The sequence below is a fragment of the Streptomyces sp. NPDC056580 genome, from assembly GCF_042793175.1.
Taxonomy (GTDB): Bacteria; Actinomycetota; Actinomycetes; order Streptomycetales; family Streptomycetaceae; genus Streptomyces.
In genome coordinates this window covers 338,773-364,705 of sequence record NZ_JBHTVE010000008.1, presented here as the reverse complement: position 1 = coordinate 364,705, position 25,933 = coordinate 338,773, and the positions used below count along the sequence as shown (strand labels likewise).

Genomic DNA, 25,933 nt, shown 5'->3' with positions numbered 1-25,933 from the left:
GTTTTCCGCGCGGCCACCCGCGCGCCCGTCGTAACCTGGCAATCATGAAACAGTGCACGCACTCCGACGCGCTGCCGCACCCCCAGCCCGAGCCGCTCAGCGAGACGTGTCCGGAGTGTCTCGCGCAGGGCACGCACCCGGTGCAGCTGCGGCTCTGCCTGACCTGTGGCCACGTCGGCTGCTGCGACTCCTCCCCCGGACGGCACGCCACGGCGCACCACACGGAGTCCGGCCACCCGGTCATGCGGACCTTCGAGCCCGGCGAGGACTGGCGCTGGTGCTTCGTCGACCACGTGCTCGTGTGACACTTCAGGGAGCGGCTGCCGCCGACGGTTCGGGCGTGTGACGCCGGGGTACGTCAACCCGGCGCGCGCTCTTCCCATTTGGGCCCGCGAACCCTCTAGACACGGAGCGTATTCGCAGCTTTACTGTGAGTGACGCCAGGGGGTTGGGGTCCCGGGGACAGAAACGTTCGGAGCGCGATAGCGTCACCGCGGAACCACGTATGCGTTACCCCGGGGGGCGACCCTCGGCCCCGTAAAGCTTGTACCACCATGGAGGTGAGGGTGTCCCAGATCGCAGGCGAGCCCGCGACCCAGGACTTCGTGGAAGTCCGGCTGCCGGCTGCGGGTGCCTACCTGTCGGTGCTGCGGACGGCCACGGCCGGTCTGGCGGCCCGCTTGGACTTCACCCTGGACGAGATCGAGGACCTGCGGATCGCCGTGGACGAGGCCTGCGCGATCCTGCTGCAGCAGGCCGTGCCCGGCTCCGTGCTCAGCTGTGTCTTCCGGCTCGTCGACGACTCGCTGGAGGTCACGGTGTCGGCGCCGACCACCGACGGCCACGCCCCCTCACGGGACACCTTCGCCTGGACGGTGCTGTCGGCACTGGCGGGGAAGGTCTCGTCCGCCGTCGACGAGGACAAGACCGTGTCGATCAGCCTCTACAAACAGCGCGGCGCGGGTCCCGGGCCGGCGTGAGGAACGGGGACGGGCCGGTGCGGGACGAAGAGCGCGGCACACGGGAGCTGCCTGCGGAGGGCCGAGGCCCCGCGGACGGCGCCCGACGCATGGCGGACGGCATCGACGGCATCCCCGAGCAGGCCAGGCCGCACCCGGAGGACGACTCCGCTGAGGCCGCCGGCGACGGTGCCGTGCAGAGCGCGCCCACGGAGGCACGCGGTGGGTCCGCTTCCGCCGCCCACCCGGAGGCGGGGGCTCGGGGAAGGGCTACGGGCGGGACGATGAGCGAGCACGAGCGATACGCGGAGGACGACGCGGTGGGCGCCGAGGCCGTGCCGGCCACTCATCACGATCCCCAGGACCGCAGCGGCGCGCGTGCGATGTTCCTCGAACTGCGCCGGCTGAACGCGGGCAGCGCGGAGTACGCGGAACTGCGCAACCAGCTCGTCCGTATGCACCTGCCGCTCGTCGAGCATCTCGCCCGCCGCTTCCGCAACCGGGGCGAGCCGCTGGACGACCTCACCCAGGTCGCCACGATCGGTCTGATCAAGTCCGTCGACCGCTTCGACCCCGAGCGCGGCGTGGAGTTCTCCACGTACGCGACCCCGACCGTGGTCGGCGAGATCAAGCGGCACTTCCGTGACAAGGGCTGGGCGGTGCGGGTGCCGCGCCGGCTGCAGGAGCTGCGCCTCGCGCTGACGACGGCAACGGCCGAGCTGTCCCAGCTGCACGGCCGCTCGCCCACCGTCCACGAGCTGGCCGAGAAGCTGGCCATCTCCGAGGAGGAGGTCCTGGAGGGCCTGGAGTCCGCCAACGCTTACTCCACCCTCTCGCTGGACGTGCCCGACACCGACGACGAGTCCCCCGCGGTGGCCGACACCCTCGGCGCCGAGGACGAGGCGCTGGAGGGCGTGGAGTACCGGGAGTCCCTCAAGCCTCTGCTGGAGGACCTGCCGCCCCGCGAGAAGCGGATCCTGCTGCTGCGCTTCTTCGGGAACATGACGCAGTCGCAGATCGCGCAGGAGGTCGGCATCTCCCAGATGCACGTCTCCCGGCTGCTGGCCCGCACCCTGGCCCAGCTGCGGGAGAAGCTGCTGGTCGAGGAGTGACCGGGGCCGCCTGATTCGGCGGCCGCGGTCGGCCGGACCGGAGCGCGCCTACTCGGCCCGGCCCGGCCCCTTGATCCCGAGGGCCCGGGTCGTCGCGGGGCTCACCAGGAGCACCAGCGCGGCGATCGCGACGACGGCCAGGGCGATACCGCCCGGGATGGCCATGCTGTCGGCCTGGAGCAGGTTGTAGGCCACCGGCAGGGCCATGAGCTGAGTGATCACCGCGGGCCCGCGGCTCCAGCCGCGCCGCAGCAGCAGGCCGCGCGCGGCGAGCGACGGCAGCAGCGCCAGCACCAGCAGGGTGATCCCGCCGGTCACGGCCTGCCGGCGGTCGTCCGGGGCGCCGGTGAGCCCGAGCACGAGGATCCACACGCCTCCGACCACCAGGGCGGCGCCCTCCAGCGCGGCCAGCGCCGCCGCGTACGTCAGCCGGCGCGGGCGCGGCTCGGTGCCCGCGGGGGCTTCGGCGGTGTCCGGGGTGGGATTCTGCTCACTGCTCACCCCTGAAGGGTATCCGCCGGCCGTCCGCGGCGGCCCCGGCAGGCCCGGGGTGCGGCCCGCCGCACGGCGCGTCCACGTGGGCAGGCTCACGTCCCCTCTCTTACCGGATCCCTACCTCGGTCTGGGCCGGGTACCACCCAGTAGGTACGCTGCCATCCATGCGTGCACTTCTCGTGGTCAATCCGGCGGCAACCACCACAAGCGCACGCAGGCGTGACGTCCTGATCCACGCGCTGGCGAGCGAGATGAAGCTCGAGGCGGTCACCACCGAGTACCGCGGTCACGCACGCGACCTGGGCCGGCAGGCCGCGCAGAGCTCGGACATCGACCTGGTCGTGGCCCTCGGCGGCGACGGCACCGTCAACGAGGTCGTCAACGGCCTGCTGCACGCCGGCCCCGACCCGGACCGGCTGCCCGGGCTCGCCGTGGTCCCGGGCGGTTCCACCAATGTGTTCGCCCGTGCGCTCGGCCTGCCCAACGACTCGGTCGAGGCGACCGGCGCCCTGCTGGACGCCCTGCGCGAGAACACCGAGCGGGTCGTCGGCCTGGGCCTGGCCTCGGGCACGCCGGGCACCGAGGACGAGGCGGTGCCGGAGCGCTGGTTCACGTTCAACGCGGGGCTGGGCTTCGACGCGGGCGTGGTCGGCCGGGTGGAGCAGCAGCGCGAGCGCGGGAAGAAGTCGACGCACGCGCTGTACGTGCGCCAGGTGGTCCGCCAGTTCCTCGGCGAGCAGCACCGCCGGCACGGCCCGATCACTCTGGAGCGGGCCGGGGCGGACCCGGTCACCGATCTCGTCGTCGCCATAGCCTCGAACACATCCCCCTGGACGTATCTCGGCAATCGCCCGATGTACGCGTCACCTAAGGCCTCGTTCGACACAGGCCTCGACGTACTCGGTCTCAGCCGTCTGTCCACGGCCGCGGTTGCCCGGTATGGCACCCAGTTGCTCACTTCGTCCCCCGAGCGGGGACCCCATGGGAAGCATGCCGTCTCACTCCATGATCTGGACCGGTTCACCTTGCATTCGAAGGTGCCCCTGCCCCTTCAGATGGACGGTGACCACCTGGGGCTGCGTACGAGCGTGACGTTCACAGGCGTACGCCGCGCACTGCGTGTGATTGTGTGAGCGGAAGAGGCGAAAGTCCTTTCACTCGAACGTTTAGGCCAGGGTCCACCCCATGGAAGTACGGCTGTGACCCAGTCGACACCGAGGAATCAAAAAAAACTTTCTGGAAGGGGTTGTATCCGCCGCTGAGGTTTGCGAGTCTCTACGTGGCGATCGGGACGGCCCGCAAGACCGGCCTCCACTGATCACCAGAACCCCTCTTCATACCAAGGACCACGCCGGGGAAGACTCGGCGATCGGCCCTTCACTTGTTGAGGGATTCGTGAAAGCGTTCACATTCACAAGCAACTTGCACGTAATACCAAGGAGAGGTAGCAGCCATGGACTGGCGTCACAACGCCGTTTGCCGCGAGGAAGACCCCGAGCTCTTCTTCCCCATCGGCAACACCGGTCCTGCGCTGCTGCAGATCGAGGAAGCCAAGGCCGTCTGCCGTCGCTGCCCGGTTATCGAGCAGTGCCTGCAGTGGGCGCTCGAGTCCGGTCAGGACTCCGGCGTCTGGGGTGGTCTCAGCGAGGACGAGCGCCGCGCCATGAAGCGCCGCGCCGCCCGCAACCGGGCCCGTCAGGCCTCCGCCTGACGTCCCACCCCTGCTGACAGCCTGAGCTTGGCGGCGCGTACACCGCGTACGCATCTCCCGCCCCCGAGCCGCAGCGCGCAGTACCCCCGATGCGCATAGCTTCGAGCTTCAGCCCCGGATCACGATGTGGTCCGGGGCTCAATGCTGTCCGGGGCCGTGCGGGCTCACTTCTGCGCGCGCACCGGGATGTCCAGGATCACCCGGGTCCCCCGCTCCGGCGCCGGGACCATGTCGAAGGTGCCGCCCAACTCGCCCTCCACCAGCGTCCGCACGATCTGCAGGCCGAGGTTGCCCGAGCGGTGCGGGTCGAACCCCTCGGGCAGGCCGACGCCGTCGTCCTGGACGGTGACCAGCAGGCGGGCCTCCTTGGTGGTGCCGCCGCGGACCGCGGAGACCTCGACCGTGCCGGTGTCGCCCTCACGGAAGCCGTGTTCCAGGGCGTTCTGCAGCACCTCGGTGAGCACCATCGACAGCGGGGTGGCGACCTCGGCGTCGAGTATGCCGAAGCGCCCGCTGCGCCGGCCGGTCACCTTGCCCGGTGAGATCTCGGCGACCATCGCGAGCACGCGGTCGGCGATCTCGTCGAACTCCACGCGCTCGTCGAGGTTCTGGGAGAGCGTCTCGTGCACGATGGCGATCGAGCCGACCCGGCGGACGGCCTCCTCCAGAGCCTCCCGGCCGCGCTCGGAGCCGATACGCCGGGCCTGCAGCCTGAGCAGGGCCGCGACGGTCTGCAGGTTGTTCTTCACCCGGTGGTGGATCTCCCGGATGGTCGCGTCCTTGGTTATCAACTCCCGCTCTCGGCGGCGCAGTTCGGTCACGTCCCGGCACAGCACCAGCGAACCGATGCGGGCGCCCTTGGGCTTGAGCGGAATGGTCCGGAACTGGATGACCCCGTCGTTCGCCTCGATCTCGAACTCCCGCGGCGCCCAGCCGCTCGCCACCTTGGCGAGCGCCTCGTCCACCGGGCCCCGGGTGGGCGCGAGTTCGGCGGTGGTCCGCCCCAGGTGGTGACCGACCAGGTCGGCGGCGAGGCCGAGCCGGTGGTAGGCGGACAGGGCGTTCGGCGAGGCGTACTGGACCGTGCCGTCCGCGTCCAGCCGGATCAGTCCGTCGCCGACCCGCGGCGAGGCGTCCATGTCGACCTGCTGGTCGGGGAAGGGGAACGAGCCGGCCGCGATCATCTGCGCCAGGTCCGAGGCGCTCTGCAGATAGGTCAGCTCGAGCCGGCTCGGGGTGCGGACGGTGAGCAGGTTCGTGTTGCGGGCGATGACCCCGAGGACCCGGCCGGCGCGCCGCACGGGGATGGACTCGACCCGGACGGGGACCTCCTCGCGCCACTCCGGGTCGCCCTCGCGCACGATCCGGCCCTCGTCGAGCGCCGCGTCCAGCATGGGCCGCCGGCCGCGGGGGACGAGATGGCCGACCATGTCGTCCTGGTACGAGGTAGGGCCGGTGTTGGGGCGCATCTGGGCGACCGAGACGTACCGGGTGCCGTCACTGGTCGGGACCCACAGGACCAGGTCGGCGAAGGAGAGGTCGGAGAGCAGCTGCCACTCCGAGACCAGCAGGTGGAGCCACTCGAGGTCGGAGTCGTCGAGGGCCGTGTGCTGGCGTACGAGTTCGTTCATGGAGGGCACCCTGCGAGCGTACCCGGGGCCGCGCGGGTGTCCGAAAAACACCCGCGGGCCGCGGCGCCTGGAAGGGACCCTCAACCCTTCCGGCACCGCAGCCCGGAGCATCATCGGCCGCGGGGTGTGCGGTCCCGGCCGGCCGAAGGCCGAGGATCCGGGGCAGTCAGGGCAGAGAGCTCCGGGTCCTCGGTCCGCCTTCCTGTGCGGGGAAGACGGAAGCTGTTCATTTTTCCCTACGGGATCCCCTTACGCATTGTGGACTAGACCACGAGGGGCTGTCCATGTGCGCGGGGAGATGAGTCAAGACGGCACGCGATGCCACGCAGCCTAGCCCGCCGGGGTCAGCCACGGGGCCAGATGGCCATGGCAATTTCGGCCAGCGCCTGAAGTTCCGCCCGGGCCGCGCCGTCCCGGGCCTGCTGGGACATGCCGTGGAGCACCGCCGTCGCATGCCGGGCGAGCGCCCCGGCGTCGGTGCCCGCGGGCAGCAGGCCGGCCGCCACGTCGGCCCGGACCCGGGACTCCAGGGCGGCCAGGGCCGCGTCGCGCCGGTCCCGCAGCAGCCGCTCGACCTCGGGGGTCGTGCAGTTGGTGGCCGCGTGCGCGACCAGGCAGCCGTAGGGGTGATCCGGGTCGGTGTACCGGACGGCGGCCTCGCGCAGCGTGCGCTCCACGGCGGCCCGGGCGGTGGGCTCCTCGGCCAGGGCGCGGTCGCCGAAGGCGCCGTGGGTGCCGGCGTAGACCCGGACCACCTCCTCGAACAGGGTCCGCTTGTCGCCGAAGGCCGCGTAGAGGCTCGGGGCGCCGATGCCCATGATCCGGGTGAGGTCGGAGACCGAGGTGGCCTCGTAGCCGTGCCGCCAGAACGCCGTCAGCGCCTTCTCCAGAGCGGTCGTCCGGTCGAAGGAGCGCGGGCGCCCTCGGGATCTCGACGGGCTGGCCTGCGCGTTCGTCTCCTGACCGGTCACCATGACGGTCATTCTATAGCGACCCCTAGAAAAATGACCTCGCCGCGCAGTACGGTCTTTCTGTAGCGCTCGTTAGAGAAGCTCGGGAATCGGGCGTCCACACCCCTGCCCCGGTCCCCGCATTCTGTTAGATTGGTCTAAACCACATGGATTTCCCAGACATCAAGCCCTCTTGAGAACGGCAGGCCCAGCGTGGAAGTTGTCATCGTCCCGGACGCCGCGGCGGGCGGCGAGCTGATCGCCGAGGCCATGGCGGAGCTGCTGCGACGCAAGCCCGACGCGCTGCTCGGTGTGGCCACCGGCTCCACCCCGCTGCCCATCTACCAGGCGCTGACCTCCAAATGGCGCTCCGGCGCGGTGGACACCTCCCGGGCGCGCGTAGCCCAGCTCGACGAGTACGTGGGGCTGCCCGCCGACCATCCCGAGTCCTACCGCTCGGTGCTGCGCCGGGAAGTGCTTGAGCCGCTCGGCATCGGGATGGAGTCCTTCATGGGGCCGGACGGCACCGCCGAGGACGTCCAGGCGGCCTGCGAGGCCTACGACCGCGCGCTCGCCGGGGCCGGCGGGGTGGACCTGCAGCTCCTCGGGATCGGCACGGACGGGCACATCGGGTTCAACGAGCCCTGCTCCTCGCTCGCCTCCCGCACCCGCATCAAGACGCTGACCGAGCAGACCCGCGTCGACAACGCGCGCTTCTTCGACGGTGACATCGAGCAGGTCCCGCACCACGTGATCACCCAGGGCATCGGCACCATCCTGGAGGCCCGCCACCTGGTGCTGCTCGCCACCGGCGAGGGCAAGGCGGACGCGGTCGCCGCCACCGTCGAGGGCCCGGTCGCGGCCGTCTGCCCGGCCTCGGCGCTCCAGCTCCACCCGCACGCCACGGTGGTCGTCGACGAGGCCGCCGCCGCCAAGCTCAAGCTGGCCGACTACTTCCGCCACACCTACGCCAACAAGCCCGACTGGCAGGGCATATAAGAGACGTCCCGCCCGCCCGGCCCGGCACGCCGGGCGGGACGCCGGGGACGCTGGACTAGACCAGCAGAGGGCACCCCGGTATACAGAGGGGATCACGGAGCGTGCGGGTGGAGCCTGACACACGAAGCCGTGCCACGATGTGAGCCGTGGCCGACGGTCGGTCGGCCGCTTTCGGCATCCGGAGCCGGGAAGGCAGAACATGAGCACCGACGTCAGCAGTGCGGAGAACGAGGCCGGCACGACCGTCCGTACCGCGCGCGTGCCCAAGTACTACCGCTTGAAGAAGCACCTGCTCGACATGACGGAGACGCAGGCGCCGGGCACGCCGGTCCCGCCGGAGCGGACGCTGGCGGCCGAGTTCGACACCTCCCGCACCACCGTCCGGCAGGCCCTGCAGGAACTCGTCGTCGAGGGCCGGCTCGAGCGCATCCAGGGCAAGGGCACGTTCGTCGCCAAGCCGAAGGTGTCGCAGGCGCTGCAACTGACCTCCTACACCGAGGACATGCGCGCCCAGGGCCTGGAGCCCACCTCGCAGCTGCTGGACATCGGGTACATCACCGCCGACGAGCGGCTCGCCGAGCTGCTGGACATAACGGCAGGCGGCCGGGTGCTGCGCATCGAGCGGCTGCGCATGGCCAACGGCGAGCCCATGGCCATCGAGACCACCCATCTGTCGGCCAAGCGTTTCCCCGCGCTCAGGCGGTCGCTGGTGAAGTACACGTCCCTGTACACCGCGCTCGCCGAGGTCTACGGCGTCCACCTCGCCGAGGCCGAGGAGACCATCGAGACCTCCCTGGCCACCCCGCGCGAGGCGGGTCTGCTCGGCACCGACGTGGGTCTGCCGATGCTGATGCTCTCCCGTCACTCCCTGGACGGCGAAGGTCAGCCGGTGGAGTGGGTGAGATCCGTCTACCGCGGCGACCGGTACAAGTTCGTCGCCCGTCTCAAGCGCCCCCAGGACTGACCGGCGGCGGGAACCTTCACGCTCCGCACGCGAAATCGATATGCCGATATGCGGACGAGGTCTTCCGCTGCCACGACGGCGTCACCTAGATTGCCTGCGCATTACACAGGTGATCAGTGAGGGGACGGAGCCGTGGCATGTCCGAAGCGCAAGAAGTGAGACCACCGGTCGTGACACCGGTCCGCATCATCATCGGCCTGTGTCTCGTCGCGCCGTTCGTGGCGATGCTGTGGGTCGGCTCGTACGCCAAGACGGACCCCGCGTTCATCGGGATCCCGTTCTTCTACTGGTACCAGATGCTGTGGGTGCTGATCTCCACCGCGCTCACGATGCTGGCCTACAAGCTGTGGCAGCGTGACCAGCGCGCCCGCCGGGTCCAGGACGGGGGTGCGGCGAAGTGAAGGACGGCGTCAACGGCGTCGCGCTCGGCGTCTTCATCTTCTTCTTCCTGGCCGTCACGGTCATGGGCTTCCTGGCCGCACGCTGGCGCAGGCCCGACAACGAGCACTCCCTGGACGAATGGGGCCTGGGCGGACGCTCGTTCGGCACCTGGATCACCTGGTTCCTGCTCGGCGGCGACCTGTACACCGCATACACCTTCGTCGCCGTGCCGGCGGCGATCTACGCGGCGGGCGCGGCCGGTTTCTTCGCGGTCCCGTACACGATCCTGGTCTACCCTCTGATCTTCACCTTCCTGCCCCGCCTGTGGTCGGTCTCGCACCGCCACGGCTACGTCACCACCTCGGACTTCGTGCGCGGCAGGTTCGGCTCCAAGGGCCTGTCGCTGGCCGTGGCGGTCACCGGGATCCTCGCGACGATGCCGTACATCGCGCTCCAGCTCGTGGGCATCCAGGCGGTGCTGGACGTGATGGGCGTCGGCGGCGGCGAGAACACCAACTGGTTCGTGAAGGACCTGCCGCTGCTCATCGCCTTCGGCGTGCTGGCCGCGTACACCTACTCGTCGGGCCTGCGCGCCCCCGCCCTCATCGCGTTCGTCAAGGACGCGCTGATCTACATCGTCATCGCGGTGGCGATCATCTACATCCCGATCAAGCTGGGCGGCTTCGACGACGTCTTCGCCAAGGCGGGCGACGCCTTCAGCCAGGTCAACCCGGCCACCGGCAAACCGCGCGGCGCGCTGGCCCCGCCGGAGGCGGGCCAGTGGACGTACGCCACCCTGGCGCTGGGCTCCGCGCTCGCCCTGTTCATGTACCCGCACTCGATCACCGCGACCCTGTCCTCGAAGAGCCGTGAGGTGATCCGCCGCAACACCACGATCCTGCCGCTGTACTCGCTGATGCTCGGCCTGCTGGCCCTGCTCGGCTTCATGGCGATCGCGGCCGGGGTGAAGGTCGCCAACGGCCAGCTCGCGATCCCGCAGCTGTTCGAGGACATGTTCCCGGACTGGTTCGCCGGCGTGGCCTTCGCGGCGATCGGCATCGGCGCCCTGGTGCCCGCGGCCATCATGTCCATCGCGGCGGCGAACCTCTTCACCCGCAACATCTACAAGGACTTCATCAAGCCGGACGCGACGGCCAAGGAGGAGACCCGGGTCTCCAAGATCGTGTCGCTGCTGGTGAAGGTGGGCGCGCTGGTCTTCGTGCTGACGATGGACAAAACGGTCGCCATCAACTTCCAGCTCCTGGGCGGCATCTGGATCCTGCAGACCTTCCCGGCCCTGGTCGGCGGCCTGTTCACCCGCTGGTTCCACCGCTGGGCGCTGCTCGCCGGCTGGGCGGTCGGCATGGTGTACGGCACGCTCGCCGCCTACGGGGTGGCCTCGCCCACCCAGGCGCACTTCGGCGGCTCCGCGAAGGAGATCCCGGGCATCGGGGAGATCGGCTACATCGGTCTCACCGCGTTCGTGCTCAACGTCGTGGTCACCGTGGTGCTCACCTTCGTCCTGAAGGCCGTGAAGGCCCCCGAGGGCCTCGACGAGACCAGGCCGGAGGACTACACGGCCGACGCGGGCGATCCCGGGGTCGAGGTGGAACTCCCGCCCGCCACCGCGGGCAGCGCCCACTAGCGCGACCGGTCACCGACCACCCCGCAGCGGGCCGCCGACAGCACCGACGTCGGCGGCCCGCTGTCATGCGATCTGACGCTGCGGAGCCACCGCAACACGCAACAGCCACAACATGTGGGGGTGCCACGGCAGCCTGGCACTAGATGTATGCTCATGCTCGCTGTCGCCGCAGGGGAATCCGGTGCGAATCCGGAACTGTCCCGCAACGGTGTACTCGCGTGCCTCCGCACGCCTGTTTCAGTCCGAGGACCTGCCGGCAGCGTGCGCCCGGCCGTCCGGTCCGGGTGCTCATCGACGTCCGGGCCTCGTGGAATGGGCCGGTGGACGCGGCGCCGTGCGCGCCCGCGCTGCCCCCTGCCCTCCGCAAGGCCCCGTGCCGAGCGAGGGAGAGCCCCACGTGACCATCGCGCCAGCCGACCCGGCTTCAGCCACCCCGGCGAGCGGAGCCCCGGTGGAGACCGACGGTCCCGGTGCCGCGCTGCTGCGGACCCTGACCGAGCTGACCGCCGACCTCCCCGACGCCGACCCCGGCCGGGTCGCCGCCGCCGCGCTGCGCGGCCGGTCGGCCCGGGCCGACGAGGCGGAGTTGCGCGAGCTGGCCACGGAGTCGGCCGCCGGCCTGATCTCCGAGGACCCCGCCTACTCCCGGCTGGCGGCCAGGCTGCTGACCGTCTCCATCCGCGTCGAGGCCGCCTCGCAGGGCGTCACCTCCTTCACCGGGTCCGTGGCCGTGGGTCACCGGGAGGGTCTCGTCGCCGACCGCACCGCGGAGTTCGTGCGCCTGCACGCCGAGCGGCTCGACGCGCTGGTCGACCCGGCGGCCGACGACCGCTTCGGCTACTTCGGCCTGCGCACCCTGCACAGCCGCTACCTGCTCCGCCACCCCATCACCCGCAAGGTGATCGAGACGCCCCAGCACTTCATGCTGCGCGTCGCCGCCGGGCTGGCCGAGGACGACAGCGCCCGCTCCGTGGACGAGGTCGCGTCGCTGTACGGCCTGATGAGCCGGCTCGACTACCTGCCCTCCTCCCCCACCCTGTTCAACTCCGGCACCCGGCACCCGCAGATGTCGTCCTGCTACCTCCTCGACTCCCCGCTGGACGAGCTGGACTCCATCTACGACCGCTACCACCAGGTCGCGCGCCTCTCCAAGCACGCCGGAGGCATCGGCCTGTCGTACTCCCGCATCCGCAGCCGCGGTTCGCTGATCCGCGGCACCAACGGGCACTCCAACGGCATCGTGCCGTTCCTGAAGACGCTGGACGCCTCGGTGGCCGCGGTGAACCAGGGCGGCCGGCGCAAGGGCGCCGCGGCGGTGTACCTGGAGACGTGGCACTCCGACATCGAGGAGTTCCTGGAGCTGCGCGACAACACCGGTGAGGACGCCCGCCGTACGCACAACCTGAACCTGGCGCACTGGATCCCGGACGAGTTCATGCGCCGGGTCGACGCCGACGGGCAGTGGTCGCTGTTCTCCCCGGTGGACGTGCCGGAGCTGGTGGACCTGTGGGGCGAGGAGTTCGACGCCGCCTACCGCGCGGCGGAGGCCGCGGGGCTCGCGAAGAAGACGATGCCGGCCCGGGACCTGTACGGCCGTATGATGCGCACCCTCGCGCAGACCGGCAACGGCTGGATGACCTTCAAGGACGCCGCCAACCGCACCGCCAACCAGACGGCGACCGCCGGGCACGTCGTGCACTCCTCCAACCTGTGCACGGAGATCCTGGAGGTCACCGACGACGGCGAGACCGCGGTCTGCAACCTGGGCTCGGTCAGCCTCGGCGCCTTCGTGGACACCGCGACGGGCGACCTCGACTGGGAGCGGCTCGACGAGACCGTCCGCACGGCCGTGACCTTCCTCGACCGCGTGGTGGACATCAACTTCTACCCCACCGAGCAGGCGGGCCGGTCGAACGCCAACTGGCGTCCGGTGGGCCTGGGCGCGATGGGCCTGCAGGACGTCTTCTTCAAGCTGCGGCTGCCCTTCGACTCCCCCGAGGCGAAGGCCCTGTCCTCCCGGATCGCCGAGCGGATCATGCTCGCCGCGTACGAGGCCTCCGCCGACCTCGCCGAGCGCAACGGACCGCTGCCGGCCTGGCGCAAGACGCGCACCGCCCAGGGCGTGCTGCACCCCGACCACTACGGCGTGGAGTTCACCTGGCCGGAGCGCTGGGCGGCGCTGCGGGAGCGGATCGCCCGGGTCGGCATGCGCAACTCGCTGCTCCTGGCCATCGCGCCCACCGCGACCATCGCGTCCATCGCCGGTGTGTACGAGTGCATCGAGCCGCAGGTGTCCAACCTGTTCAAGCGCGAGACGCTGTCCGGGGAGTTCCTCCAGGTCAACTCGTACCTGGTGAAGGACCTGAAGGAGCTGGGCGTGTGGGACGCCCGTACCCGCGAGGCGCTGCGCGAGTCCAACGGCTCGGTGCAGGACTTCGCCTGGATCCCGGCGGACGTACGCGCCCTCTACCGCACGGCGTGGGAGATCCCGCAGCGCGGTCTGATCGACATGGCCGCGGCCCGGACCCCGTTCCTCGACCAGGCCCAGTCGCTGAACCTGTTCCTGGAGACGCCGACCATCGGCAAGCTCTCCTCGATGTACGCCTACGCCTGGAAGTCGGGTCTGAAGACGACGTACTACCTGCGTTCCCGCCCGGCGACCCGGATCGCCCGCGCCGCCCAGGGACAGGCGCGGCCCCAGGCCACCGTCCCCGTCCAGCAGACCGCCGCCCCCGACGCGGTCGCCTGCTCCCTCGAGAACCCCGAGTCCTGCGAGGCCTGCCAGTAACTCCCGCCCGCCACCCGACCACCACTCCTGGAGGACGGCGCTCCGCGCCGACTGCGATGACTCGTCACACCAACCTGCTGGACCCCGGCTTCGAGCTGACTCTCCGTCCGATGCGCTACCCGGACTTCTACGAGCGCTACCGGGACGCCATCAAGAACACCTGGACCGTCGAGGAGGTCGACCTCCACTCGGACGTCGCCGACCTCGCGAAGCTGTCCCCGGCCGAACAGCACCTGATCGGCCGTCTGGTCGCCTTCTTCGCGACGGGCGACTCGATCGTCGCGAACAACCTGGTGCTGACCCTCTACAAGCACATCAACTCCCCCGAGGCCCGGCTCTACCTGAGCCGCCAGCTCTTCGAGGAGGCCGTGCACGTCCAGTTCTACCTGACGCTGCTGGACACCTACCTGCCCGATCCGGACGACCGGGCGGCGGCGTTCGCCGCGGTGGAGAACATCCCCTCCATCCGCGAGAAGGCCGGGTTCTGCTTCAAGTGGATCAACGAGGTGGAGAAGCTGGACCGGCTGGAGTCCAAGGCCGACCGCCGCCGCTTCCTGCTGAACCTCATCTGCTTCGCCGCGTGCATCGAGGGCCTGTTCTTCTACGGCGCCTTCGCCTACGTCTACTGGTTCCGCAGCCGAGGCCTGCTGCACGGCCTGGCCACCGGCACCAACTGGGTGTTCCGCGACGAGACGATGCACATGTCCTTCGCCTTCGACGTGGTCGACACCGTCCGCAAGGAGGAGCCGGACCTCTTCGACGACGAGCTGCGCGAGCAGGTAACGGACATGCTGCGGGAGGCCGTCGAGGCCGAGCTGCAGTTCGCGCGCGACCTGTGCGGCGACGGCCTCCCGGGGATGAACACCGAGTCGATGCGGCAGTACCTGGAGTGCGTCGCCGACCAGCGCCTGACGCGCCTGGGCTTCGCTCCGGTGTACGGCTCGGAGAACCCGTTCTCCTTCATGGAGCTGCAGGGCGTTCAGGAGCTGACGAACTTCTTCGAGCGCCGTCCGTCGGCGTACCAGGTGGCCGTGGAGGGCACGGTCGACCTGGACGAGGACTTCTGAGCCTCCTTCTTGCGGCTCGTCGCGTCCCGGGCCTCCTGAACCTCCCTGAGCTGGCGGTCGACGCGCCTGTCGTGGGCGATGCCGAGCACGGACGGGAGGATCAGGAGGACCAGGATGCCGAGCGTGGCGAGCATTCCGATCAGGCCTTCGATCTGGTTTCCGGTCATGACACCAATGTCGCGCCTGATGCTCCTTACCGACAGTGGCAGGACTGCCGTACACCCTCGATTTACTGCCAGGTTCGGGGCACACTGGCAGCATGCTGAGGAACGTGGCGGCGGTGCTGCTGGACGGTGTGCATCCCTTCGAGCTGGGAGTGGTGTGCGAGGTCTTCGGCATCGACCGCAGTGACGAGGGCCTGCCGGTGTACGACTTCGCCGTGGTCTCGGCGGAGGGACCGGCGCTGAGCACCCACGTCGGCGGGCTCACCGTGTCGACGCCGTACGGTCTGGAGCGGCTGGAGGAGGCCGACCTGATCGCGGTGCCGGCCGGCAGCGACTACGTCACCCGGGAGTACCCGCCCGCCCTGCTCGACGCCCTGGTGCGGGCCGTGGAGCGGGGCACCCGGGTGCTCAGCGTGTGCTCGGGCGTCTTCGTGCTCGGCGCCGCCGGACTGCTCGACGGCCGGCGGTGCAGTGTGCACTGGCGGCAGGCGGAGGAACTGGCGCTGCGCAATCCCCGGGCGCTCATCGAGCCGGACGTCCTGTACGTCGACGAGGACCCGGTGATCACCTCCGCCGGCACCGCGGCCGGCATCGACGCGTGTCTGCACCTGGTGCGCAAGGAGCAGGGCCCGGAGGTCGCGAAGAAGATCGCCCGGCGGATGGTGGTGCCGCCGCACCGGGACGGCGGACAGGCGCAGTACATCGAGCGGCCGCTGCCCGCGGCTCCCTGCGACACGGTCGGCGAGGTGCTGGTGTGGATGGAGGGGCACCTGGACCGGGAAGTGACCGTGGAACAGCTCGCCGCCCGCGCCCACATGGCCCCGCGCACCTTCGCCCGCCGCTTCCAGCAGGAGACGGGCACGACCCCCTACCGCTGGCTGCTGCGCCAGCGGGTGCTGCTGGCGCAGGAACTGCTGGAGGGCACGGACGAGACCATGGACGCCATCGCCTCCCGCACCGGCTTCGGTACGGCGGCGGCGCTGCGCCACCAGTTCGTCCGTGCCCTCGGCACGACCCCGAACGCCTACCGGCGCGCGTTCCGCGGCCCCGAGGCCGCCTGAGCGCGCCGGCAGCGGCGGCCTACCAGGGCACCGGCTTCAGCAGCAGCTTCTGCGGCCGCAGCGTGATGCCCACCCGGGTGGTGTCGTCCGACCCGCCGGCCTGCTCGAAGCGGTACTTCGCCGAGACCGCCGCGGTGATCAGGGTGAGCTGGGCCATGGAGAAGTGGTCGCTGGGGCACTTGCGGTTGCCGACGCTGAACGGGCTCATCGCGTACTTCGGCACCTCCTTGGCCCGCTCCGGCAGCCAGCGGTCGGGGTCGAAGTCGAGGTGGCGGCCGTAGGAGCCGGGGTCGCGCTGGACGGCGTATGGGCTGTAGACGATGTCCGCGCCCGCCGGAATGCGATAACCGCCCAGCGTGGTGTCGGTGATCGCGCGCCGCGTCAGAATCCATACGGCGGGCCGCAGCCGCATGGCCTCGACGACGACATTGTTGGTGTGCGTGAGCCGGCGGACGTGCTCGAATGCGACGGGCCGGCCCCCGGTCACGGATTCGACCTCGGCGCGCACCTTCTCGGCGTGTTCCGGGTGTTCCGCGAGCACCTGGAGCAGCCACATGATCGTGGAGGCGACCGTTTCGCTGCCCGGGGTGACTATCGCCACCACCTGGTCGTGAATCTCCTGTTCCCCGATGGGCTCTCCATTGTCGTCCTTCGCCTCCAGCAATGCCGTCAGCAAATCGTCCGGCTTTTGACCAGATGCCCTCCGCTCGGCGACGATCTCGTCGACCAGGAGATGCAGATCGGCCAGTGCCCGGTTGAATTCACGGTTGGCCGGGAACGGCAGCCGGTACAGCGGTCCGAGCGGGACGACCATCCGGCGGTACATACCGCGGAAGACGGTGGCGAGGTCTGCGCTCAGCCGCTCGGCACGCTCGTCCATGTACTCGCCGCGCAGCAGGCAGCGGGCGGCGATGCGCACCGCGACCCGGAAGGACTCCGAGGTGCAGTCGACGACTGTGCCGGGCCGCCAGCGCTCGGTCAGCGCGTGCGCCTCCTCCTCCATGACGGGGCCGTACGCGGGGACGGCGTCGAGCCGGAACGCGGGCTGGATGGTGCGCCGCTGGCGCCGGTGCCGGGGACCGTTCGCGGTGGCCACGCCCTCCTTGCCGAGCAGGCCCTCCAGGGACTCCCACAGCGGTCCGTCGATCCGGTAGTCCGTGCTGAGCGCGAGCGCGCCGGTGAGCGCCGGGGTGGTGACCGCGTACACCGTCTTGGGGCCGAGCTTGAGGCGCACCACGTCGCCGTGCGCGCGCAGCCCGGACATGAAGGCGAGCGGGTCGCGGACCAGCTTCAGGCCGTGCCCGAGGACCGGGACGGCGCCGCCGGCGAGCGGGGGTTCACGCAGCTCTGCCGTTTCGGAGGGCCGGGGCTTCACGGATTCGACGGTCATTTCTCACCTGCCGCTTCGTTGGTGACGTACGGGGGCGTGGACCGGTCCTCCCAGCTGTCGACCATGTACCGGCCCGACTCGTGGTGGAACCAGTAGACGGAGCTGAACCAGTTGCGCATGTTTCCGACGCAGGCGCGGACGGCGGTGCCGAGTTCCTTTCCCGACACCGAGCCGTCGTCGGCGAGTTCGTCGGCGAACCGCAGTGCCTCGCTTTCGGCGACCAGGAATTCGCCGATGCACCGCTCGACCCGCAGTCTGATTTCCTCGATCGCTTCCTCGAGGGTCAGGCCCTGATGTGTGACGAGACTGATGCCGAGATTGTGCACCTCGTCGCCCGCGATTTCCTTGGGCAGTGAGCAGAGGTCGTTGTACCAGGCGGCGAATTCCTGGCTCAGCAGTGCCGGACGGCGGTAGACCGGATTTTTCCGCACGGCATCCGGGAGTTCGCGTCCGGCGCTCGGCTCCAGGAGATCCGTCCATATCCAGTGGGCGAAGGTGAGCCGCCGCAGGGCGAGGTACTCCTCGACCTGCGGGACGTACCCCCGGGTGCGGTTGTGGAACTCGCGGTCGTAGGCGTCGATCACCGCGTGGAAGTGCCGGGTGAAGCGCTGGTTCCAGGTCTGCGGCAGGAACGAGAACAGCCGCAGCACGCTGTCCGCCAACCCCGCCACTACCGGGTCGGGATGGCCCAGGTGCCGCTGGGGCGCGTCGAGGGCCGCGTGCAGCAGGCGCCGCAGGCGCCGCCAGTCGGCGGCCCGGCCGTGGACGATGTCCCGGTCGTGGCGGTCGTCCCAGACGAAGAACCAGGCGCTGTAGTCGGCGATGGCCTGCAGCACCTCGTCGGAGGCGTCGGTGTAGTACCCCGCCATGAGGTCGGTGTAGCACAGTCCGTCGGCGTGTTCCCGGACCTTGTCCGCCGGCATGAGCCGCTTTTCGAGCAGCCACTGCCGGGTCTTCTCCTGAAGCTTCGGCCAATACGGGTGGAGTTGTCGTGGAAAGGAGTCCTCGATCACCGGAAGTGCGAGAGCCGGCGGCACCGCCAACGAGGTCGTCGATCTGGTGCCGGGTGAGAAAGCGTGCACGAACTGTCCCCTCTCAGCCGCCAGGAGCGCACACCCTCCATGTCGTGCCGGGCGTGCGCCGTTGCGTAACCCCCCGCTTACCATTCAGCACTACAACTGACCGTCGGGGGAACGGATTTGCTTCAATCACCACCCCGGGTTGCCGGGATTCACGTGACGAACAAATGAACGACGCCCGGCCGGGACGGATCCCGGACGGGCGTCGTGACGGACGTCGTCGCTGCTCTGCGCGGTGGCCGGGGTTCCGGCCGGGCGGCTCAGCCGTTGCCGACCACGGGGTAGCGTGGCTCGTTCTCGGCCATCTGCCGCAGCGCGTCCTTGCGGTCGCGCTTGGAGAGGCGGTCGATGTAGAGGTAGCCGTACAGGTGGTCGGTCTCGTGCTGCAAACACCGTGCGAAGTAGCCGGTGCCGCGCACCCTGACCGGGTTGCCCTTCTCGTCCTGGCCGGTCACCTCGGCGTAGTCGGGACGCGCGAGCGAGGCGTACGCCGTGGGTACGGACAGGCAGCCCTCGTTGCTGTCGTCGAGCCTGCGCCGGTCGGCGGGCAGGTCGACCAGCTTCGGGTTGCACACCACGCCGACGTGCCGGACGCCCTCGTCGTCCTGGCAGTCGTACACGAAGACCTTCAGGTCGACGCCGATCTGGTTGGCGGCCAGGCCCACGCCCTCGGCGGTGCGCTGGCTGGCGAACATGTCGGCGACCAGCTGGTCCAGCTCGGCGCCGAAATCGGTGACGTCCCTGCACTCCTTGTGCAGCACCGGGTTGCCGACGACCGTGATCGGCCGCGAGGTGCCGCGCTCGCGCCAGGTCCTCTCGCGCTCCTCGCAGTCCTCCGTGTCGACGACGTAGCCCTCGTCGTCGACGGGGAGCACGCCCGCGTGCTGCTGATCGGTGTCCTGCTGCGCCATGACCGACGTATGCCTTCCTGCAAGCCTTGGAACTCTCGGATACAGCCTAAACGTGGCCGGTCACCGGTGGTCAGCAAACCTCTTCGAGATCACGCCAGTCCCTGGAGTCCGGACTGTCCGCCACCCACCCGTCGAGCAGCCCCCGGACGAGCGACGCCGGCGCGGCGACCCCGCACTCGCGCTCCGGCACCCAGAGCTGGCCGTCGGTACGGTGCCCGAGCGGCCCCGGGTGACCGGGCTCGCTGTGATCGTGCGGATCCAGGTGCTCGCCGTCGCCCTCGTCGGACGGCATCCGCGACTCCGAGCACATCCGGCACAGCAGCCGCACCGAGGAGGACCAGTCCTCCGCGGCGAAGCCGGCGTCCGCAGCCAGTTGTTCCAGGGCGTCCCGGTCGGCCTCCGTGGCCGCCTCCAGCAGCACCACCCAGGTGGGCACGGGCGAGGGCGCCCACAGCTCGATCTCGTCGAACACCGGGAAGGAGTGCCCGGCGGACGTGGTGCGCTCGCCGTGCGGGACGCCGTCGTGCAGCACGACCTCGCCCCAGCGCCGCCCGGACGAGGGCAGCGGGATGGACAGCACCTCGATCCGCGCCGGATCCAGCCTGCGCCCCCACACGACCTCGGCCTCGCCCTCCGGGGAGAGCCGCACGGCCGCGCTGCCCAGGTCCATGCCGAGCGGCTCGCCCGCGGCGGTGGCGCCCCCGGGCACCCGCAGCCCGTAGGCCTGCCAGGCGCGCCGGGCCAGCGGCCAGTCCTGCAGGGCGGTCGCGGCGATGCCGACGTTCCACCAGTCGGGGGCGCCGGCCTCCCGGTCCAGCAGCGCGACCGCCCGCAGACCCGCCGCGCGGGCCTGCTCCCAGTCGTGCCGGAACTTGTGCAGCAGGGCGAGGTTGAACCAGGACTCCGCCAGCCAGGGTTCCAGGTCGGCGGCGCGTGTCAGCAGCTCGCCCGCGTCCTCGTAGCGGCCGTCGCCGATGAGCGTGAACGCCCGGTCGGTGGCCTGCCGCCAGGAGGCGGAGGGCCGGTGCCGTCCCTTTCCGAAGATCCTCACGATTCCCGCCTGCCAGTTCCAGTTCCGCACAGTGGGCTGGCTTGTGCCCCCGAACACCCTCTCCATCGCATCCAACCACGTACGGCCTCAAAGGCGCTCATTACCCATGGGTCACCCCATGCCGTGCGGGGTCGGACAGTGCCTGGGAGAGTACCCGGGCAAGCGATTCGACAACCTCCGGAGCGTAATCCCCCGCGCCGGCCAGGCGCAGCTCCTCAAGAGCCAGGAGCGGCCCCTCGGGTCCGGCGTCGCGGGACTTCTCCTCGAAGGCGTTCACGGTCCGGACGATCCGCGCGGCGAGCGGCTGCTCGGCGTAGGGGTCGGCCTGCCGCTCCACGACCGTGGCGACCGCCGCGTCCACCCCGGTCTGGCGCACCACGGCGCCGCCGAGCAGCGCGATGCGCCGCTGCTCATCGCGGGGCAGGGTGGCGGTGGCTCCGGCCGGGACCGGGTCGACGAGGCTGAGCTGGCCGATGTCGTGCATCAGCGCCGCGTACTCGAGCACGGTCAGCTCGGGCCGGGACAGGCCGAGGTCGCGGCCGACGGCCCGGCTGAGCGCGGCGACCCGGCGGGCGTGCCCGGCGGGGGTGCAGCCGGCCACCTCGGTGGCCCGGGCGAGCGAGGCGATGGTCTGCCGGTAGGTGGCCCGCACGGCGGCGTAGCGGCGGACCGAGAGCTGGGTGAGCAGCAGCGGCAGGCAGAACACGGGCAGCGCCCACAGCCCTGCGACGGCGACCGCGAGCGCCATGACCACGCCGGTCGCGCACACCGCGGAGCCGATGCCGAGCAGCCCGCGCAGTTCGTCGCGGAGCAGCGGGCCGAAGCGCCAGCCGGTGCGGGAGCGGGCGAGGGCGGCGGCGAGGACGGCGTCGCAGAGTGCGGTGAGGACGAGCAGCGCGACCAGCAGCAGGGCGTAGGCGGGCCCGTCCCAGCCGCGGAACGCTCCCCGGTCGAAGAGGGGTTGGAAGCAGACCGCGGCGAAGCCGGTGGTGAGGACACGGCGGGCGAGGTGGTCGCGGGTGGGGGTGCGGCCGCACCAGATGTGCGGGACCCCGCCGAGCAGCGAGGCGGCGAGGACGACGGTGACGACCTGCGCGGCGCTGTGCCCGGTGGGATGCCCGGCGTCGGGGCCCAGCAGGGCGTACGACAGCGACCCGGCAGCGCCCAGCGGCGCGGCCTGGCGCGACCGGGTGCCGGACCACCGGGTCAGCTCGCCGACGGCTATGAGCACGCCGAAGGCGAGCGCGACGCCCGGGTCGTCGATGCCGGTCCACAGGGTGCGGGCGAGACAGACGGCGGCGGTGAGGGCGGCGCAGGCGTGGATGAGCCGGAGGGCGGTCACCGGTGCGCACCGCTGCGGCGGCCGGCGGACGGCTGCTGCGCCGGGACCGTGTGCGGGGCGTCGTCGGCGGTGACGGCCGGGTGCCAGCCGTGCCGGCGCAGCGCCCGGACGAGCGCCGTGACCATGCGCGGGTCGAAGTGGGTGCCCGCACAGCGCTCCAGCTCCGTGACCGCAGCCGTCACCGGACGGGCCCTGCTGTAGGACCGGGTGGAGGTCATCGCGTCGAAGGCGTCGGCGACGGCCACGACACGGGCGCACTCGGGGATCTGAGCGCCCGCCAGCCCGTACGGGTAGCCGCTGCCGTCGAGCCGTTCGTGGTGGTGCAGGATCGCCGCGCGGGCCTCGCCCAGGAAGGAGATCCCGCGGACCATCTCGTGGCCGTACTCCGGGTGCAGTTCGATGATCCGCCGCTCCTCGGGGGTCAGCGGGCCGTCCTTGCGCAGCAAGCGGGTGGGGACGCCGAGCTTGCCGACGTCGTGCAGGATGCCGGCGAACCGCAGCACCTCGACGCGTTCGTCGTCCAGGCCGAGTTCGCGGGCGATCAGCACCGAGGCCTGGCCGACCCGCTCGCTGTGGCCGCGGGTGTAGCCGTCCTTGATGTCGACGGCCTGCACCAGGGCGCGGATGGTGGCCTGGTGGGCGGCCCGCTCCCGGTGGTACTGGGCGAAGACCCAGCAGGAGACGCACATCGGCAGCAGTACGAGCAGCGCGGCGCCGGGGCCGTACCGGCTGCGCCAGAGCACGGCCATCATCAGGCCGGCGAGCCCGTGCACCGCGACCGGCGCCAGCGAACGGGACAGCAGCCCGCTCCAGGCCCGGCGCAGCGGTGTGCTCCCCCACAGCCGGAAAGGCGTGGGCGGCGCCCCCGCTCCCGCCGCCAGGAGGCCGCCGTCGAGCGCGGTGAGCACCAGGCAGAAGGCGAGCACGGCCGCCCCTGCGGGCACGAGGGCGTGCGGGAAGGCGGGGGCCACGACCGCATCCCGGCCGCCGAGCGCCCCGTGCACCTGGGCCGCGGCCCACACGGCGAGCGCCGGCTGCGCGGCCCGCCAGACGCGCCGCGGCAGTACCGGCCGGTGCTCGACGTGGACGAGCAGGGCGGCCGGCAGCGGGACCAGCGCGGCGAAAGAGGGCGGCAGCAGGAAGGCGCCGGCGAGCAGCACCGGGTAGAACGTTCCGCCGAACCGGCGCCGCACGACGTGCTCGCAGGCCGCGTAAAGCGCGGCCAGCGGGATCAGCGTCCACCAGGGCGCACGGGCGGTGTGCAGGGGCAGGACGCACAGCACGGCGAGCAGGGCGACACAGGCCACATAGCCTCGCGCTCTCGCCGGAACCGCCGCCTCCATCGCGCCCTCCCCCCCACCGTGCCGGTGCAGGCTCGGAGCCTAGGGCGGGTTTCGGGGGGTCCGGGGGCCCATGACCCGATGATTAGCACGTTCGGGTGATATGGGCCTTGCCGGACGAAGGGCGTGGGTCAGGACTCCTGCGGTGTCACCGGGCCGGCCTGCGCCTTGGTGACGTCGTGCTCGGGGACGGTCTGCCCGGAACGGATCAGATCGATCCGCCCCATGACCTTGGCGCGCAGGTCGGCGGGCACGTCGTCATGGCCGCAGCACCGCTTGACCAGCTTCTTCACGGCCTGCTCGAGGCCGTACTTCTCCAGGCACGGCGAGCATTCCTCGAAGTGGTGCTGGAACTTGTCGCGATCGACGTCCGGCATCTCGCTGTCGAGGAACTCGTACAGGTGGTCGAGGACCTCACTGCAGTCAGTCTCGTGCGGCTCTCCGCAGCTCATGAGCCCGAGCCTTTCGCTTCGTTCGACTCTCCGGCGCCCGCCGGGACCAGTCCGCGCTCGCGGGCGTAGTCCTCCAGCATGCCGCGCAGTTGACGGCGGCCCCGGTGCAGCCGGGACATCACCGTACCGATGGGTGTCCCCATGATGTCCGCGATCTCCTTGTACGCAAAGCCCTCTACGTCCGCGAGGTAGACGGCGATGCGGAACTCCTCGGGGATCGCCTGCAGCGCCGCCTTCACGTCCGAGTCGGGCAGGTGGTCGAGCGCCTGCGACTCGGCGGAGCGCAGACCCGTCGACATGTGCGACTCGGCGCGGGCGAGCTGCCAGTCCTCGATCTCCTCGGCCGCGCTGCGCTGGGGCTCGCGCTGCTTCTTGCGGTACGAGTTGATGAAGGTGTTGGTCAGGATCCGGTACAGCCACGCCTTGAGGTTGGTGCCCTCACGGAACTGGTGGAAGGACCCGTACGCCTTGGCGTAGGTCTCCTGCACCAGGTCCTCGGCGTCGGCCGGGTTGCGCGTCATGCGCAGGGCGGCCGAGTACATCTGGTCGAGGAACTCGAGCGCGTCCCGCTCGAAGCGCGCGCTGCGCTCCGCGGTCGACTCGGAGCCGGTCTCCGTGTCCGCGTTCGTGCCCCGGCCCTCGGGCTGCTCCGCCTGGCCGTTGTCGGTCCCTGCGTCGGTACCGGTGACCGGACCCACCTCCTCAAGTTCCCGGACGGGACCGAAAGCGGCCCCACCTGTTTCGGAGGATAGAACACGACCCGTGCCCGCCGCCGCTCGAATAGGAGCGGTCCTGGCCGCGTGCAGCACTGTCCAGTCCAGGTCAGCGCGGCTGCTGCGGCTCGGGCAGTACGTCGAACCCATGCGGCGGACTTCCTCTCCTTCGACGTCGGCGCTGATCCTTCAGCACTTCTGTCCGCCTCAACAGCGCCCGGCCGCCGGGCATTCCCGGGTCACCCGAGTGACCCGACCCACTCCGCGACCCCGTCGGTGACGATCTCCAGCGCCCGCTCCTGGGTGATCTCCGCGCGCTTGGGGACGGCGAACCCGTGGTCCGCGGAGGGCACCTCGATCATCCGGTGGGGTCCTCCGGGGAACTCCGCCGGCCTGCCGAAGGGATCGTTGCCGCCCTGCACGACGAGCGTGGGCGCCCCGGCGCCGAGCAGTTCGGCGGCCCGGGACTTCTCCGGTCTGCCCGGCGGGTGCAGCGGGAAGCTCAGCGCGAGCACGGCGTGCGCGCCCAGTTCGGCGGCGGTGCGGCAGGCGACCCGGGCGCCCGCGCTGCGGCCGCCGGAGACGACGGGCAGTCCCGGCGCCGCCAGCGCGGGCCACACGCCGCGCCAGCCGGTGTCCAGGGTCTTCGGCGCGGGCGCGAGCTTCTTGCCGGCCACCCGCCAGGGCTGCTCGACGAGGGCCACGGTCACCCCGTGCCCGGGGAGCGCCCGGGCGAGCGCCTGGAGGTCGCGGGCCTCGACGCCGCCGCCGGCGCCGTGGCTCACCGCGAGGACGAGCCGGGGCGCGCCCGCCCGGTGCCAGGTGATCCGGGCGTCCCCGGCGTCGGTCGGGACGGCCTGTGTGGTCATGGTGGTCACGTCAGAAGAGTGTGCCGACTTCCGGGGCCGCCAGCTCCTTCAGCAGCTCCGCGCCGCCGTTGCGGACGTTGCTGACGGCCGTGGAGACCGGGTAGGCGCGCATCAGGCCGGGCGGGGGCGGGGCGAGCAGCGCGCGCAGACCGTCGGGGTCGGTGCGGGAGGGGTCGAGCCAGGCGTCCCAGCGGTCCGGGGTGAGCATGAGCGGCATGCGGGGGTGGATGTCCGCCAGGGAGTGCGGCCCGTCGGCGGGGGCGACGGCCAGCGGGGTCCGCTCCGCCTCCGTGGTGATCACGGAGCAGGTGACCCACCAGGCGCCCGGGTGGTCGTCGGGCAGGGTGCGGTCCCGCCAGAACTCGTACAGGCCGGCCATCGCGAACACCGAGCCGTCGGCGGGCAGCACGAAGTAGGGCTGCTTGCGCGGCCGCTTCTTCTTACCCTCGACCTCGAGCTCGCGCTCCTGGGCGCCGGTGACCCACTCGTAGTAGCCGTCGGCGGGCAGGATGCAGCGCCGGGCGGCGAAGGCACGGCGGTAGGCGGGCTTCTCGTGCACGGTCTCCGCGCGCGCGTTGATCATCCGCGCGCCGCCCTCGGGCGTCTTCGACCAGGAGGGCACCAGGCCCCACTTCAGCCTGCGGAGCTGGCGAACCGGACGCGGGTCCGCGGCGTCTTTCAACGGACGGTCCAGTACGGCGTGGACCTCCTTGGTGGGAGCCACGTTGTAGTCCGGCTCCAGGCTCTCCTCCGGCTCCCACTTCTCGATCCCGAAGACTCCTGCGAGATCCTCGGGCCCACGACTGGATGCAAACCGTCCGCACATACGTGCCACACTGCCAGACTCCGCACGACGACA

Annotated in this window: 26 protein-coding genes and 1 riboswitch; of the genes, 12 read left to right on the top strand and 14 right to left on the bottom strand. The window is 71.0% G+C overall.

Annotated features, from left to right (window positions below; all coding sequences use genetic code 11):
- The first annotated feature begins 44 nt into the window (after positions 1-44).
- The 3 genes from ACFQ9Z_RS20465 (at position 45) to ACFQ9Z_RS20455 (ending at position 2,071) form a co-directional block, all read left to right on the top strand.
- Positions 45-305 carry a UBP-type zinc finger domain-containing protein gene (locus ACFQ9Z_RS20465; protein WP_383019647.1) on the top strand — a complete coding sequence of 87 codons (261 nt, stop codon included), beginning with the start codon at positions 45-47 and terminating at the stop codon, positions 303-305.
- A 261-nt stretch (positions 306-566) separates the two neighbouring features.
- The gene (locus ACFQ9Z_RS20460) at positions 567-980 is read left to right on the top strand and encodes an anti-sigma regulatory factor (protein ID WP_004925829.1); all 414 of its coding nucleotides are present in this window, start codon (positions 567-569) and stop codon (positions 978-980) included.
- Positions 977-2,071, top strand: a complete 1,095-nt coding sequence (locus tag ACFQ9Z_RS20455) for an RNA polymerase sigma factor SigF (protein WP_383019644.1) — start codon at positions 977-979, stop codon at positions 2,069-2,071. Before ACFQ9Z_RS20460 ends, ACFQ9Z_RS20455 begins: the two co-directional genes overlap by 4 nt.
- A gap of 48 nt (positions 2,072-2,119) precedes the next feature.
- Here the strand turns inward: ACFQ9Z_RS20455 and ACFQ9Z_RS20450 are convergent, their stop codons facing one another.
- Positions 2,120-2,572 (bottom strand): hypothetical protein, encoded by a 453-nt coding sequence (locus ACFQ9Z_RS20450; protein WP_383019641.1) that lies wholly within the window; start codon positions 2,570-2,572, stop codon positions 2,120-2,122.
- A 158-nt stretch (positions 2,573-2,730) separates the two neighbouring features.
- Here ACFQ9Z_RS20450 and ACFQ9Z_RS20445 point away from each other — a divergent pair, with 158 nt between their 5' ends.
- A complete protein-coding gene (locus tag ACFQ9Z_RS20445) occupies positions 2,731-3,699 on the top strand; it encodes a diacylglycerol kinase family protein (RefSeq protein ID WP_143627076.1) in 969 nt (322 codons plus the stop codon).
- Positions 3,700-4,019: 320 nt separating this feature from the next.
- Positions 4,020-4,277, top strand: a complete 258-nt coding sequence (locus tag ACFQ9Z_RS20440; RefSeq protein ID WP_003992873.1) for a WhiB family transcriptional regulator — start codon at positions 4,020-4,022, stop codon at positions 4,275-4,277.
- A 164-nt stretch (positions 4,278-4,441) separates the two neighbouring features.
- Here the strand turns inward: ACFQ9Z_RS20440 and ACFQ9Z_RS20435 are convergent, their stop codons facing one another.
- Both ACFQ9Z_RS20435 and ACFQ9Z_RS20430 read right to left on the bottom strand, forming a co-directional pair.
- On the bottom strand, positions 4,442-5,908 hold the full coding sequence (locus tag ACFQ9Z_RS20435; RefSeq protein ID WP_383019636.1) for a sensor histidine kinase: 1,467 nt from the start codon (positions 5,906-5,908) through the stop codon (positions 4,442-4,444).
- Between the two features lie 344 nt (positions 5,909-6,252).
- Positions 6,253-6,882 carry a TetR/AcrR family transcriptional regulator gene (locus ACFQ9Z_RS20430; protein WP_383019632.1) on the bottom strand — a complete coding sequence of 210 codons (630 nt, stop codon included), beginning with the start codon at positions 6,880-6,882 and terminating at the stop codon, positions 6,253-6,255.
- Positions 6,883-7,071: 189 nt separating this feature from the next.
- Between ACFQ9Z_RS20430 and nagB the strand changes: the two genes are divergently transcribed.
- The 6 genes from nagB to ACFQ9Z_RS20400 all read left to right on the top strand — a co-directional run bounded on the left by nagB (position 7,072) and on the right by ACFQ9Z_RS20400 (position 14,702).
- Positions 7,072-7,857: a glucosamine-6-phosphate deaminase gene (nagB, locus tag ACFQ9Z_RS20425; RefSeq protein ID WP_383019628.1), complete on the top strand. Its 786-nt coding sequence runs from the start codon at positions 7,072-7,074 to the stop codon at positions 7,855-7,857.
- Positions 7,858-8,056: 199 nt separating this feature from the next.
- A complete protein-coding gene (locus tag ACFQ9Z_RS20420; protein WP_383019624.1) occupies positions 8,057-8,821 on the top strand; it encodes a GntR family transcriptional regulator in 765 nt (254 codons plus the stop codon).
- A 137-nt stretch (positions 8,822-8,958) separates the two neighbouring features.
- Complete coding sequence (locus ACFQ9Z_RS20415) at positions 8,959-9,222, top strand: DUF3311 domain-containing protein (RefSeq protein WP_383019620.1); 264 nt, start codon at positions 8,959-8,961, stop codon at positions 9,220-9,222.
- Entirely contained in the window at positions 9,219-10,847 is a 1,629-nt protein-coding gene (gene mctP, locus ACFQ9Z_RS20410) for a monocarboxylate uptake permease MctP (protein WP_383019615.1), read from the top strand. Before ACFQ9Z_RS20415 ends, mctP begins: the two co-directional genes overlap by 4 nt.
- Positions 10,848-10,987: 140 nt before the next feature.
- Positions 10,988-11,120, top strand: a riboswitch (cobalamin riboswitch).
- A 124-nt stretch (positions 11,121-11,244) separates the two neighbouring features.
- Entirely contained in the window at positions 11,245-13,635 is a 2,391-nt protein-coding gene (locus tag ACFQ9Z_RS20405) for a ribonucleoside-diphosphate reductase subunit alpha (RefSeq protein WP_383019610.1), read from the top strand.
- 56 nt (positions 13,636-13,691) lie between these two features.
- Entirely contained in the window at positions 13,692-14,702 is a 1,011-nt protein-coding gene (locus ACFQ9Z_RS20400) for a ribonucleotide-diphosphate reductase subunit beta (protein WP_383019604.1), read from the top strand.
- Here the strand turns inward: ACFQ9Z_RS20400 and ACFQ9Z_RS20395 are convergent.
- Positions 14,615-14,869 carry a hypothetical protein gene (locus tag ACFQ9Z_RS20395; protein WP_383019601.1) on the bottom strand — a complete coding sequence of 85 codons (255 nt, stop codon included), beginning with the start codon at positions 14,867-14,869 and terminating at the stop codon, positions 14,615-14,617. The genes ACFQ9Z_RS20400 and ACFQ9Z_RS20395 overlap by 88 nt on opposite strands.
- A gap of 92 nt (positions 14,870-14,961) precedes the next feature.
- Here ACFQ9Z_RS20395 and ACFQ9Z_RS20390 point away from each other — a divergent pair, with 92 nt between their 5' ends.
- Positions 14,962-15,927 carry a helix-turn-helix domain-containing protein gene (locus ACFQ9Z_RS20390; protein ID WP_383019598.1) on the top strand — a complete coding sequence of 322 codons (966 nt, stop codon included), beginning with the start codon at positions 14,962-14,964 and terminating at the stop codon, positions 15,925-15,927.
- A 19-nt stretch (positions 15,928-15,946) separates the two neighbouring features.
- Here ACFQ9Z_RS20390 and ACFQ9Z_RS20385 read toward each other — a convergent pair whose 3' ends face one another.
- The 10 genes from ACFQ9Z_RS20385 to ACFQ9Z_RS20340 form a co-directional block, all read right to left on the bottom strand.
- Positions 15,947-17,317, bottom strand: a complete 1,371-nt coding sequence (locus tag ACFQ9Z_RS20385) for a cytochrome P450 (protein ID WP_383019594.1) — start codon at positions 17,315-17,317, stop codon at positions 15,947-15,949.
- Positions 17,314-18,399, bottom strand: a complete 1,086-nt coding sequence (gene cyc1 / locus ACFQ9Z_RS20380; protein WP_383019589.1) for an epi-isozizaene synthase — start codon at positions 18,397-18,399, stop codon at positions 17,314-17,316. The genes ACFQ9Z_RS20385 and cyc1 overlap by 4 nt, the downstream gene beginning before the upstream one ends.
- A gap of 257 nt (positions 18,400-18,656) precedes the next feature.
- The gene (def, locus tag ACFQ9Z_RS20375) at positions 18,657-19,307 is read right to left on the bottom strand and encodes a peptide deformylase (protein ID WP_383019586.1); all 651 of its coding nucleotides are present in this window, start codon (positions 19,305-19,307) and stop codon (positions 18,657-18,659) included.
- Between the two features lie 70 nt (positions 19,308-19,377).
- Positions 19,378-20,358 carry a tetratricopeptide repeat protein gene (locus ACFQ9Z_RS20370; RefSeq protein WP_383019583.1) on the bottom strand — a complete coding sequence of 327 codons (981 nt, stop codon included), beginning with the start codon at positions 20,356-20,358 and terminating at the stop codon, positions 19,378-19,380.
- A 100-nt stretch (positions 20,359-20,458) separates the two neighbouring features.
- Positions 20,459-21,700, bottom strand: coding sequence for an HD-GYP domain-containing protein (locus ACFQ9Z_RS20365; RefSeq protein ID WP_383019578.1), 1,242 nt, complete (start codon positions 21,698-21,700; stop codon positions 20,459-20,461).
- Positions 21,697-23,043 carry an HD-GYP domain-containing protein gene (locus tag ACFQ9Z_RS20360; RefSeq protein WP_383019575.1) on the bottom strand — a complete coding sequence of 449 codons (1,347 nt, stop codon included), beginning with the start codon at positions 23,041-23,043 and terminating at the stop codon, positions 21,697-21,699. Before ACFQ9Z_RS20360 ends, ACFQ9Z_RS20365 begins: the two co-directional genes overlap by 4 nt.
- Before the next feature lie 128 nt (positions 23,044-23,171).
- The gene (rsrA, locus tag ACFQ9Z_RS20355; RefSeq protein WP_383019571.1) at positions 23,172-23,492 is read right to left on the bottom strand and encodes a mycothiol system anti-sigma-R factor; all 321 of its coding nucleotides are present in this window, start codon (positions 23,490-23,492) and stop codon (positions 23,172-23,174) included.
- Entirely contained in the window at positions 23,489-24,190 is a 702-nt protein-coding gene (gene sigR / locus ACFQ9Z_RS20350) for an RNA polymerase sigma factor SigR (RefSeq protein WP_383019566.1), read from the bottom strand. Before sigR ends, rsrA begins: the two co-directional genes overlap by 4 nt.
- A gap of 254 nt (positions 24,191-24,444) precedes the next feature.
- Complete coding sequence (locus ACFQ9Z_RS20345; RefSeq protein ID WP_383019931.1) at positions 24,445-25,074, bottom strand: alpha/beta family hydrolase; 630 nt, start codon at positions 25,072-25,074, stop codon at positions 24,445-24,447.
- 10 nt (positions 25,075-25,084) lie between these two features.
- Positions 25,085-25,900 (bottom strand): SOS response-associated peptidase, encoded by an 816-nt coding sequence (locus ACFQ9Z_RS20340; protein WP_383019561.1) that lies wholly within the window; start codon positions 25,898-25,900, stop codon positions 25,085-25,087.
- Positions 25,901-25,933 lie beyond the last annotated feature (33 nt).